This window comes from Terrimonas pollutisoli (assembly GCF_029360765.1).
Classification (GTDB): Bacteria; Bacteroidota; Bacteroidia; order Chitinophagales; family Chitinophagaceae; genus Terrimonas_B; species Terrimonas_B pollutisoli.
This window is the reverse complement of the sequence record NZ_JARKNA010000038.1, coordinates 1-12479: the sequence shown is the minus strand read 5'-3', so window position 1 is coordinate 12479 and position 12479 is coordinate 1. Positions and strand designations below refer to the sequence as shown.

Annotated in this window: 10 protein-coding genes and 1 pseudogene; 2 read left to right on the top strand and 9 right to left on the bottom strand. The window is 42.1% G+C overall.

The window, feature by feature from the left end:
- Positions 1-265 precede the first annotated feature (265 nt).
- The 4 genes from P2W73_RS26010 to P2W73_RS25995 form a co-directional block, all read right to left on the bottom strand.
- On the bottom strand, positions 266-1315 hold the full coding sequence (locus tag P2W73_RS26010; RefSeq protein ID WP_276505032.1) for an aldo/keto reductase: 1050 nt from the start codon (positions 1313-1315) through the stop codon (positions 266-268).
- Between the two features lie 420 nt (positions 1316-1735).
- Positions 1736-2284, bottom strand: coding sequence for a TMEM175 family protein (locus P2W73_RS26005; protein WP_276505031.1), 549 nt, complete (start codon positions 2282-2284; stop codon positions 1736-1738).
- A 180-nt stretch (positions 2285-2464) separates the two neighbouring features.
- Entirely contained in the window at positions 2465-3724 is a 1260-nt protein-coding gene (locus P2W73_RS26000) for an epoxide hydrolase family protein (RefSeq protein ID WP_276505030.1), read from the bottom strand.
- Between the two features lie 865 nt (positions 3725-4589).
- Positions 4590-5477 carry an NAD(P)H-binding protein gene (locus P2W73_RS25995; RefSeq protein ID WP_276505029.1) on the bottom strand — a complete coding sequence of 296 codons (888 nt, stop codon included), beginning with the start codon at positions 5475-5477 and terminating at the stop codon, positions 4590-4592.
- Between the two features lie 78 nt (positions 5478-5555).
- Between P2W73_RS25995 and P2W73_RS25990 the strand changes: the two genes are divergently transcribed.
- Positions 5556-5909: a winged helix-turn-helix transcriptional regulator gene (locus P2W73_RS25990; RefSeq protein WP_369127541.1), complete on the top strand. Its 354-nt coding sequence runs from the start codon at positions 5556-5558 to the stop codon at positions 5907-5909.
- Positions 5910-5976: 67 nt separating this feature from the next.
- Here the strand turns inward: P2W73_RS25990 and P2W73_RS25985 are convergent, their stop codons facing one another.
- The 3 genes from P2W73_RS25985 to P2W73_RS25975 form a co-directional block, all read right to left on the bottom strand.
- Positions 5977-6360, bottom strand: a complete 384-nt coding sequence (locus P2W73_RS25985; RefSeq protein ID WP_276505028.1) for a VOC family protein — start codon at positions 6358-6360, stop codon at positions 5977-5979.
- Between the two features lie 123 nt (positions 6361-6483).
- Complete coding sequence (locus tag P2W73_RS25980; protein WP_276505027.1) at positions 6484-8343, bottom strand: cytochrome c peroxidase; 1860 nt, start codon at positions 8341-8343, stop codon at positions 6484-6486.
- Positions 8344-8460: 117 nt separating this feature from the next.
- Positions 8461-9969 (bottom strand): PhoX family protein, encoded by a 1509-nt coding sequence (locus P2W73_RS25975; protein WP_276505026.1) that lies wholly within the window; start codon positions 9967-9969, stop codon positions 8461-8463.
- A 405-nt stretch (positions 9970-10374) separates the two neighbouring features.
- On the opposite strand from P2W73_RS25975, the gene P2W73_RS25970 reads away from it, so the two are divergent.
- Positions 10375-11583: a hypothetical protein gene (locus P2W73_RS25970; RefSeq protein WP_276505025.1), complete on the top strand. Its 1209-nt coding sequence runs from the start codon at positions 10375-10377 to the stop codon at positions 11581-11583.
- 135 nt (positions 11584-11718) lie between these two features.
- On the opposite strand, the gene P2W73_RS25965 is transcribed toward P2W73_RS25970, so the two are convergent.
- Together P2W73_RS25965 and P2W73_RS25960 are read right to left on the bottom strand one after the other, a co-directional pair.
- Positions 11719-12336 (bottom strand): low molecular weight phosphatase family protein, encoded by a 618-nt coding sequence (locus P2W73_RS25965; protein WP_276505024.1) that lies wholly within the window; start codon positions 12334-12336, stop codon positions 11719-11721.
- 37 nt (positions 12337-12373) lie between these two features.
- Positions 12374-12479, bottom strand: a pseudogene (locus P2W73_RS25960) (IS982 family transposase); the annotation flags it as partial.

Below are 12479 nucleotides of genomic sequence, written 5' to 3'. Positions count from 1 at the left end.
TTAACATCCGCATCAACCACGTCTTCCACACACCAATCCCCATAATTACAAGCAACGCCTACCAGCAGGTTCCGTACAACTAAGAGTTCATCGTTGGCCCTTCAGGCCCGACGAACTCTTAGTTGTTGTGCGCATCTATTTTGCTCTTTGAATTGTTCCAAAATATGCAGTTTTCAACTTACAGCTTTCTTCCATCTATAGGTATAAGGCCTACCCAAAAGACGGCTCTTCGCTTGGTTACTGTATTAAAGTTTATAATCTCAATCTATGTCAGATGCTTATACAACTCTGGTGCGGCATTTAACTTTTGAAACTGCCGCTGATGCCAGTAAGGATATGGCGGTAATATCTCACCTGCTTCATCGAGTTTCTTCACTTGCTCTAAAGTAAGATTCCAATCTACTGCTTCGAGATTTTGTTTCAATTGCTCCTCGTTTCTTGCACCAATGATGATATTGCTTACAGTAGGTCTTTGTAAAAGCCAGTTAAGCGATATCTGTGCTGGTGTTTTTCCTGTCTCCTGCTGCAATTCATCCAATACATCTGCAATGCGGTAAAGCCTTTCCAAATCTATCGCAGCTTCAGGTACAGTACTCCCACCCTGTGCTACTCTTGCATCTTGCAGCAAAGGTTGATTTCGACGATACTTTCCCGTAAGTGTTCCGCTTGCAAGTGGGCTCCATACAATGGTACCAATATTTTGATCGATACCAAGCTTCATAAGTTCCCATTCAAAATCGCGGTTGATCAATGAATAATATGCCTGGTGTGCCACATACTTGCTCCAACCATACCGCTCAGAAACAGAAAGTGATTTCATTAAGTGCCATCCCGAAAAATTAGAGCATGCTATATAACGCACCTTGCCTGATTGCACAAGGTTATTGAGTGTACTCAAGGTTTCTTCTACAGGAGTATTAGCGTCAAAGGCATGCATGTGATAAATATCGATATGATCTATTTGAAGACGTTTCAAACTATCCTCACAGCATTTAATAAGATTGAACCTTGATGAACCAAAATCATTGATTTCGTCACTCATCGGTAAAGTAGCTTTTGTAGAGATAAGTATTTTGTTGCGCAGCCCTTTTATAGCCTTGCCCAAAATCTCTTCGGAGGTGCCCTGTGAATAAACATTCGCAGTATCGAAGAGGTTTACACCTGCATCAATACAAAGATTCACAAGTCTTGTAGCTTCATCTACCTGTGTACTGCCCCATGCTTTAAAAAAATCATTACCACCCCCGAATGTGCCTGTTCCAAAACTTAATACCGGTACACGTAGACCGGAATTTCCGAGTTGTCTGTATTCCATAATGGTTTTTTAAGTAAGAATTTAAAATTATCGAATTTAACGGCTAACGATGGTTTAGTTGTAAGAACTGTTGGCAATTTCAATGCTACTTTTGCCAGCTGTAGTAAAAGTAGCATCACCTGTAGAGCCTCTCCTAAACTTGTTCCATGGGGCACTCACTTGTATGTTCGGTTTTTTACCGAACCCATAACAAGGCTATTTGTAGTTTGCCTCATTCGCTTCGATTAATTCGCTCAAATGTCCCTTTGATTTTTGATCGCTAAATTTAAAATGTCAAACTAAAAATTATGTCCTGGCCGCTATGAAATTGAAGCTGCTATATAAGTTGCGCACAATGGGCAAGGCTTTCTGCTGTGATGATATTCCGAGTTTCTTCAGCCTGCATAGGAAGCGTTTGTTGGCAGCAGACCCTAATTAATGTTATTCGATAGGTTTTTTTGAAAGCATAAAATACATAACAGGACAAGACACAAAGATTGCGGCAGATAAATATATGCTGAAATAACTTAAAGGAATGCTTGTGAAATACAAAACACATGTCATCCAATTTATCCAATGGATTGAAGCTCTTAATTTTATTTTTGAGTGCCTGGCATTTTGATCCTGTAACCACGTGTAAAGAAAAGAGACCAGGCCTAGCACCAAACCATAAAAAATATGACTTGATCTTTCGTGAAAATGTTCACTAAGCGGTGCGGTTGCTAATGGAATTAGCGAGGTGACAAACAGCAAACAAAAGTTTATCCAAACCACATTAAAGCTTATTCTTTCTGTATGAACGAAAATATTATGATGACTCAGCCATAAGACGGCTATTGCAACAAAACTTAAAGCGTAGACCAAAATTTGTTGTAAAATCTTTGGAGTATTTTCCGCTGTCAATTCCGGTATCTTTATTTCCAGTACCATCAGCGTCACAATTATAGCTAACACTGGATCAGTAATAGCATCAAAGCGTTCTTTTTTCATAATATATTCGTGTATTTAACAAAACGTCGGTTTATTTCCCACTGTTCCTTTTTCTATTTAAGCAGGATCAAAAATCATTAGCATTTTATCATTGCCGGATATTTTAAAAATAAAGCAAGAACGGACGCTCCGTTAAAGTAGCGTCCGTTTCCAAAGCCCGATAATAAACGCTTTGCGTAATCAACGCAGTGATTTGAATCCTTCCCGGATATCACTAACAAGAAGTTCGGGTTGTTCGAAGGCAGCAAAGTGCCCGCCCTTGTTATGCTTCTTGTAATAGACCATGTTGGGATATGATTTCTCGAGCCAATTCCGGGGAATATTGATGACTTCGTCCGGAAAAGCACTCACAACAACCGGAATTTTGACACCTTGTGGGCTGAAAAAATCATATTTATTCTCCCAATAGATACGGAACCCGGAAATCGCTGTGTTTGTCAACCAGGCAAGTGTAAGGTTGTCGAGGACATCATCCCGTGTAAGACCTTCAGATGCCCCGGCAAATATTCGGGAGATCATCGCCAAACTAATCTGGTCGTGATCAAGAAAAATAGTGGCAAGGCCGACGGGTGAATCAGAAGTCGCGAGCAGGGACTGCGGACGCTTTGACATCATAATTTGCAAAATAAAATCGCTTGTAAAAGTGCTTATTTGTGCATAGGCCTTTTTTTCTTCTGCTGATAGGCCTGATGGTGCAGGCGCTCCCGAAAAAGCCGCCTTTTCTATTTCAGCTGGAACTCCAATCGGGAAATTTGTGGCCATGCCCAGTACATTATCGGGTGACTGTACAGCTATTAAATCAGTGACCATAGCACCCCAATCACCGCCTTGCGCAAAAAACTTTTCGTATCCAAGACGCTTCATTAGTGTTACCCACGCATTTGCTATGCGACCAGGATTCCAGCCTGAAGTTGTTGGTTTGCCTGAAAACCCGAACCCCGGCATCGAAGGAATCACCACATCAAAGGCATCTTCAGCATTTCCACCATAAGCAGTAGGATCTGTAAGCGGATCAATGATCTTCAACTGCTCAACGGGCGAACCTGGCCATCCATGGGAGATGATGATTGGCTTCGCATTTTTTTCTTTCGAACGAACGTGAATAAAATGAATGTCGAGCCCGTCAATGTTAGTAATAAAATTGGGGTAAGAATTCAGTCTAGCCTCCACTTTTCTCCAATCATATTCTGTTGCCCAATACTTGGCCACTGCTTTGACCGTTGCGAGGGGAACACCCTGTGTTTGATCGGAAACAGTTTCTTTTTCAGGCCACCTTGTCGCTAAAATCCTGCGACGCAAGTCGTCGAGGTCAGCTTGTGTCGCTTTAAATTTGAAGGGGCGAATTGCTTCGGGGGTTTTGGCTTCGGTCTTTAGACCTGATCCTGCCTTACTTGCCCCAGTACTGATTGTATCAGCAAGTGTGTTTGTGTCCTGTTCCATTTTTTGTGATTTAAATTTTTGAAAAATTGTTTACAGCCCGTGGCAGATGGAAGAAAACAGGTGAGCCAGTGTAATTTTTTCGCCGTAACAATTATGCAATGCCTGTCTGTATACTTTTGAACTTAACTTTAAAATCGGTAAAAAGCGAGAGGGCAATATGCTAATCAGGATGACAGCACTTTTAATTGGAGACTCCGGGTTCTTAGAAAGATTAAAGCAGAAAAAGGTACGATTGTTTAATCACTATTTGCAAATATACTTTTGCACATCAGGAAATAAGATTGAGTGAAAAGCAAGTAATCTATGGTAGCCAAAATGATGTCGCTGTGTCGCTGTAGTTCTAAATGTTTGTGTCAAGGTGTCAACTCTTGTCACTTTTGATTTGAACGCTGTTCCAATAGGGTTGTTGCCCAAAACCGGAATAAATCATTATCCAGATTTTTTTATTGATTCAATTAAAAGTTCCTTACTTGCTGATGGTTATTTTTTCTACCAATCATTGCTATGATAAGATCAAATACTGGTTCTTACTTATAAACCCTTACTCTTTAATTCAATGATTGCGTACAAGTACTCCGCAGGTTTCCGTAAATAAAATTCTACAGGCAGGCAGGTATTTTCATTATCCGGAAATGACAGGCATGTCTATTTTTTAAGGTGGCGGTTCGTAGTTTCTTTGTACGGCAAGCAAAGCGTTGATCCGTTCCTTACACAAAATCCAATCCATTGAAAACGTTTTGATCCGTACCCTATCGAAAAACCGTGCTGAAGTTTTTGTGGTGATAACAAGGCTTTCAATCACGTGAATAAATAAAGCGGCGACTGCCGCTTTATTTTGTTTATTGGTTATTTAATCACACATCCGTTAACTATTAAACACCGCTGCAAATTCTTTTGCAAAATCTTCCAATTTAATCTTACCTGAAAAGCCAGGATTTTGTTTTTTAAAATCAGCCTGCATTTCGCCGGTACGTAAGGCAATGCCCATCTGTTTATATCCTTCGGCATTGGTTGCAGGAACGCCGGCCTGCAGCATTCCCTGCAGGTATTGCTCATCCGTAAATTCTACCCAGGGAATATTTTCTTTGCCCACGGCTTTTGTCAATGTGTTCGTGATTTCCTGCCATGAACGTTCGTCGCTGGCAATATATATCACCTGGTTGGCAAAGAAAGAAAGTTGCGATAATTGCTCTGCAACCACCGCGGCGATATCGACAGGATGCGTCAACAGCATTCTGAAATCACCAGGTTGATTACCGCCCATGATGCCTGCGTTTTTTAACAGCGGGATCATCGCCAGGATGTTTTGATAAAAGTAACTGGGACGCAGGTAAAGCGCTTTTGTATCCGGCAATTCCCTCATCCTGGCCTCGAGGTATGCCAGGCCATCAACTGGTCCTGCACCCGTGCCCATGTGCGCCCCAATGCTACTTAACACCACTACCGCTTTTATTTGATTTGCCCCGACGGCTTTGGCATAGTTGTCAGCCACGTGCTTTTGATTGCTGAAAACATCCGGCACATCAAAGCGGGGTGGTGTCATCAGGTATACGGCGTCGGCGCCTTTAAATGCTTCGGTTAAAAACCCGGGGTCCTCTATGTTTCCAATAAGAGGTGTAGCGCCTATTTTTTTTATTGCATCAGTGTTGGAGGCTTTGCTGGAAATCACCGAAACCTGGTGACCCGCTTTGACCAGTTGCTCAGCGACCGGCCTGGTGATATTGCCCAAAGAGCCGGTAAGTGTGTATTTCATACTCTTGTTTTATTTGAGCAACAAAGGTACATTTGTACTTACTTATTTATCAGTACTAACCTAAAAGTATGTACCATCGTGATTAAAGAAACATCTACCAACAACCTGAATAAAAAAGGCATCCTGGTTCAGTGCCCGGTCACTTTTACCCTGAATAAGATCGGCGGACGATGGAAACCGCTCATATTATATAATTTAATTAGCGGCAAAAAAAGATATAGCGAACTGAAAAGGTGTATACCGGATATTACCGAAAAAATGCTGATCCAGCACCTGAAAGAATTGGAGCTGGACAACCTGGTATCAAGAGAGTCGTTGCCTGTAGTACCGCCGCACGTGGTATACAGCCTGACCAAACCAGGAAAGGAAATGGAACCTATCCTTGAAGCAATGGCAAAATGGGGACTAAAGAATAATAAGGTGATGAAATAATTGCGATGACGAAAGCGTAGTGCCGTGGCAATACGCTTTACTATCATTTTTTATTGAACCTCTTTTATCACTCCTGTGAATGGAGCGTTATTTTATTTCCTTCTGTATCCAGGAATATCGCCATGTAGCCGATTTCAGGGGTAATCTGTGTTTTGGAGCTTATCACCGTGCCGCCCATGCCTTCAATTTTTTCAAGTATGGAATCCATGGAAGGGTTGGCGTTCAAATAAATTAGTGGGCCGTTCTGACCAGGCTGATGAAACTCTCCCTGCACCAATGCGCCGGACAGCTTACCACTGCCCATTTCGTAAGGGAAGAAAGCCATTTGCATCCCCATCATTTCGGATTCTTCCATATGCATGCTGAAGGTTACCTGGTAAAAATGTTTGGCACGTTGCATGTCTGTAACGGGAATCTCAAACCAGTTAAGGCTGTTGGTTGTTGCATCCATAGTAATAAGTTTTGAAGGTTTTTATACAGAGCAATTTAGAGATTAATCAAAATGAACAAGCAGTGCTGAATTGAATTAACAGAAAGTTCTTGGTGACACTATTCAATGCAGGTTGACCAGTTACTATTTATGGTGGCGGGTAATAACCGTATCGTTTAATGTTTTTAAAAAAGCAACCAGGGCTTTCTTTTCATAGGCACTTAGCTTCAATTGTTCTTCGGGCAAGGTTTGATTGTCTAACCTAAGCCCCAATCCTTTTCCCCCGCCCCTGTCATAAAACGCTATCACTTCTTCCAGCGTGTTGAATACTCCATTGTGCATATATGGTGCTGTCAGTTCGATGTTGCGAAGTGTAGGCGTTTTGAAAGCAAAGCGATAGAGATCAATCTTGTGATTATAATATTTTCCCTGGTCCGCATCCAGGCGCGGATGCAGTGTATCGCTGGTGGTAGGTACGCCAATTATCTCCGCATCGACCTTTAAGAATTGCGGCGGGTTATTGCCATTGAATAAAGGAACGAAATGACAAGTGCCGCATTTACCCTTGCCCATGAATAAATTGAAGCCATCAATCTCCACCTGGTTCATCGCCATTTTATTTCCCTGCATATACTGATCAAATCTTGAGTTGAGGGCAATAAGGGAACGCACATAGGCTGCTATGGCATTTTTTATATGAAGTTCATTCATCTCTTCTCCCTGGTAGGCCTTTTTAAAAAGTTGCTGGTAATCTCCGTCCTCTTTTAAAAACTTCACGGCTGCCGCCAGTGATCCATGCATTTCACCTTTATTTGTAATCACGGCTTTGGCCTGGTCTTCGAGATAGTTAACACGGATGTCATAAAACAGCGCAGGTTGCAAGGCTGCATTTAACAGCGTGGGTGTATTTCTCTGGAGTGAAGCCAAACCATTCAATGCTTTGTTGGCTTTTAGCCTATCCGTAAAAGCTTTATCAGGCTGGTGACAGGACGCACAGCTCCTGCTTCGATTGGCAGACAGTACAGGATCATAAAAAAGTTTTTCACCCAGCGCTATTTTCTCCGCTGAAGAAGCGGAGGCGGCATCGGGGATATAAAAATCAGGATTAAAAATACCTGCAGCGAAAAGATGCCTGGCGCCGGCCTTCAACAACCGGGGCTCGCTAAATACAGGGATATGTAATTCGTTTTGCAGGGCCAATATATTTTCCGCTAACGGATCGAGGTACCGGGTTATTAACTGCATGCGGTCAAGCGCAATAAAATCGTGTTGGGCAGCCAGGTATTTTTGTGTTGCCTGCAACAAGCTATCTATAGTTTGTGACGTTTTATTTTTTTGCAGGTAAGATGACAGGTAAAATTGTATTCCCTTAATGGAAGCAGCCGCTTCTTTAATGCTGTTTTGGGCAATGGGAGAATCAAAACCTGAAATGCCAAGGGCGATGATGCGGAACAACTGTAAACGTAAAGCATCAAAAATATGCGCATCGGTGGTCTCCAGATTAAGAGCCGCTTTCTGTAAGCGGGAAATATTGGAACGAAGCAGTGCGATTTGTTGTACCAATTCTTTTTTTGAACTGCTGTCATAGGCGGGAAATAAATATTCTTCGATCACCTGGAACCCTTCCGGTTCGATAGTGATCGCCTTATTTTCAGGCTCTACTTCCTGTAAGGCAGGGCCATTGATAAACCTGGCTGTATATGGTTGATAATATTCTGCCAGCCATTCTATTTGTTTATAGGCATATTTTGCCTTGTAAAACTGCTGTTGCAGGTCAGTGATAACGGTATTTTTCTTCGTCACCGCAATAAGTGTATCAACCTGCTTTAGCAGTCCTTCGATATCACTTTGATAAGCAGCAACCACCTGTTGTGCTGTTGTTTCTTTTTTTGAATTGAAACAAGCGGCCCATATTAAACAGGCTAAACAACTGATGGCTATAACCCATGTTTTTTTCACCAGTGTATATTTTTTATGCTTTAATGGCCTGATGGAACTTACCATATAAAAATTTTCATTCCCCTATATACTATAATGAAAATTTTTACATGGACGTTTCATTGCTAAAAAGAAAAATTCCCCGGACCCTGAAGCCCGGGGAAAATCAATCGTAATTAATTTTTATTTGGGCAAACCCTGTAAAATAACGATTTGGCTTCCCTGTTTTTCGTTGGCTCTTTTGGAACCGCCATCCACACCGGCAAATTTTGCATCGGTCCATGAATGAGGCTGGATGCAAAGTGTAAATGTATTGGGCAGGTGCACCACATCAGAAATATCCACCAATGCCCCATATTCCCAGCTTCCCTTTTTCGAAGCACCACCGACATTGTATTTGGCAGCGTCGGCTTCATTTCTGCGGTGATCGAGTTCAAATACCTTTTTCAATTCACCGGTTGCTATACTGAACTGATAAACGTAAGCGTCATGCTCTTCGGAGCCATAGGTGTTAGAGTCTTCCTGGATGTAGACATAGTTTTCCGTAACCATGATATTGTCCGGGTTTTGAAAATCCTTTGCGATGCCATTATTGTCATCACCATCGAGTATGCAAGTCAATTTTCCTTTGAGCGGATCGGCAGGGTCCATCTCCAATTTGTACACACGGCCCATGACGGTGCGGGATAAATCGGTATTGACACCGGATGCATCCTGGCCGGTAACGTTGAAATAAATTTCCCTGCTATTTCCTTTGCCTTTGCGATAGTCAATATCTTCTACCCGGCCAAACTTGATGGCCTGTAACGGATCGACCAAAGCCTGTATCTGGGTGCCGGTTAGCGTTTTGTGATTTTCAATTTTTACAAACTCCACCTCGTAGGGAGTTCCTGTCGCCATGGCTGTTTCTTTTTGTACCCCATCTACCCTTTTCAACATGAATTGACTTCCGTTTTCGAGATCACCGGTGATATCTGATTTATACATTACCAGTTGCCCGCCACTTGCGTCTGAGGCATCTTCGCCGGTAATGATAATGGTTTTGCCGGGATAGGCATGTTTGCTTAATGGTACTGCGTTTTCAGCACTCCATTTACCAAGTCCGGACAAACCCTTTGCGACATTGGGGCTCAAGCTGGCTGCAAATGGATCAATGCCGTGGATCATTGCTTCCGAATTACTTTCACCGGCAGAAAGATAAAGAGGACCAAAACCATTTTCCTGCGGAGTTGCCATCGTACCCGAGCAAAGGCGCCAGGTACCGCCATCTGAGTTTAATGCATATTCACCACGAAGCGGTTTTAAATTCTTATCTAAAAAGAGCCTTGCAACGGAATAATTGTCTTCATTGTTCACCATCATAATATATCCGTTACCATCAGGATTTTTTACCAATCCTGCGCCATCAGCCGAACCTGCAAAACGGAAACCTGTAAATTCATCATCGCTGCTGATAAGGCTATAAATATTGACGTCTTCAAAGCCTGTTAATTTTTTAATTAATGCAGGTGTTACTGAATAATCCTGGAGCCCCGATTTTTTTAAGGCCGCCAGCGCATCAGTTCTCTTTGCATCGTCAGCCAATGCTTCTTCTTCTGAGGTTGGTTTTAAACTTTTTGAGCATGAGTCCGTGAGCATAACCGTGGCAACAGCCATGGCGCAAATTGACAAGGGTTTGATGAGTTTTAGCATTACAGAAACGTTTTTATGTATCAAAGGTGAAAGGCGGGAGTTAGCAAATTGTTACGCCGATATGAAAGGATTTTGAAGAAAAGAAAAAATGCATTCTGTTACATTCGGACATAAAAAAACCACCCCGGGCTGCTTGCTCCCCGGGATGGTAACTGCATGAGAAATTGCTTACAATGGACAACTGCTAATCCATTTGTAGCCTGGAACGACGTTGATGAAAGAACTGGTGCAAAGATGCTCCCGCATTATTACAACAGGGTTATCGCAAGGTTATTAAAGCATTAACTCCCCTGATAAACTAAATCCAGATGATGGCGATGATCATAGGCAAGTTTTTGCTTGCCCGGAAAAATTTAATATTACCTTATTGTTAAGTTTTTATATCTTTAAAGAGATAAGGTTCCTTTGAAAATTGCTGCCCTCATATTATCCCTTGCGCTGCTAAACGGTGTTTTCGCCCTGCCAGCCTTTACGCAAAGTCATAACAGCCCGGTGCGTTTTGATTTTTATGGCGATACTATTGCATTTGATTTTGATCCGGCTGCAAGAGTGGAGTTTAACGGACCGCTTTCTGCTGAAAACATCCAATCTTTTTACGAGGCTATCAGCAAAACCGAATACCAACCCATCGTGTCGGCCCTGCTGAACTATAAAGAAGAATATAAGCCCGACGACTGGTTGTTTTACCAACTGATCCGCAAGGTTGCGCAACAAATAAGCCCCAAGGCAGCCAACTACGAACGTTATACACTTTATAAATGGTTCTTTTTATCCAAATCAGGCTATGACGCTACGCTGGCCATTTCAGCCAACCGCATTCTTTTTTATGTGCAGAGTGATGAGAACATTTATAATATTCCATTCCGGGTGCGTGATGGCAAACAATATGTCTGCCTGAACTATCACGACTATGGCAGCATCGACTTCGACAAAGAAAAATTCACTGAGATAGCCATTGAAAGTCCCGAAGCACAGAAAGTTTTTTCGTATAAAGTGACCAGCTTACCCGGATTTACGGCTGCTGATTATGAAGAAAAGGATATTTCCTTCAATTACTATCAAACCAATTATCATTTCAAAGTAAAGCTGAACCCGCAGGTAAAAACCATTTTTGCCAATTACCCGGTGGTAGATTATGCCTCGCATTTCAATATACCCTTAAGCAAGGAAACCTATAGCTCGCTGATTCCCTCGCTAAAGAAAAATGTAAAGGGAATGAATACCCGTAACGGTGTTGACTACCTGATGCGTTTTACCCGTTATGCCTTCCTTTTTGAAAAAGACACTGATGCTTTTGGTAAAGAAAAAAGAATGTCGCCGGAAGAAACTTTATTGTATGGTCAAAGTGATTGTGAAGACCGGGCCGCTTTGTTTTTTTACCTCGTAAAAGAAATTTATAATCTGCCGATGATTGTCCTGGCTTATCCCAAACATGTAACGATTGCTGTAAAATTTGATAAGCCAATCGGCCATGCGATTGTTTATAATGGCAGCAAGTATTCTGTTTGCGAGCCTACGCCCCAGCGGGACGACCTGCAGGTGGGACAATTATTGCCCGACCTGAAAAAGAGCTCGTATGAAGTGGTGTATGTTTATAATCCGCAAAACCACTAGAGCCTTTTAAATTTAGTGCGTATTACATCCGCAGGATTACCCTGACCAGGAAACTCCACAGGGTTAGGTATCGATCCGGGAATCCAACTTCTCTCATTATACCGGACACAATTGTTTGCACTCAATAAGCTGCTTTTATTTTTTAGTAAGTGTTGAGAAAAGGTATAAACATTCCATCGCTACCTGGTTGCTGCGTTCAGTGTATTTCTCGTCCTGGAGTATGGTATTATCAAATGCTTTCGGATCATTATAAGTTGTTGCGATACGCAAGTCACAGTTTGGAATAAATGGACAGTTTTCTTCTGCTTCCGAGCAGGTCATAATAGCTGCAAAATTCTGTGAAGGATTTCCCGGATGGTTATATACTTTAGAAAAGCAGGTGGCAAATTCGGTTTCAGAAAAGTATACCTGATAAATGGGATTGTCGCTTTCATCTGTCAACTTTATATCAAAGCCTGCAGCCAGCAGTGCTTTGATGGCATTTGGATTAAAGGCAGTGGATTCTGTGCCACCCGAAAATGTTTTGATGTTTTCAATGCCGTAGTAGGCTGCTGCAACCGCCGCCCATACCTGGCCAAAATGACTTCGGCGGGAATTATGCGTACATACATAAACAAGATTGCTTGTTTCGTTATTGGCGGCCTTGGTTTTGATAAAGGCAGCAATTTTTTCCAGGGTCAATTTCCGTTCTGCAGGTATTTCCCTGAAGTTCCTGGCCAATGCGTCACAACGTTCCCGGATAGAATGAAACATATGTCATTTTTATTTAGTAATTAATTCAAGTTGCTAGTTAAAGGGTGAGCTTATTCAGGGTAAAAGCCAGAATAAACATCACCAGTTTTAGCAGGAACCCCTTAAAGGTCACTGCATGTATTTTTCTTAAAAACAACGCCTTT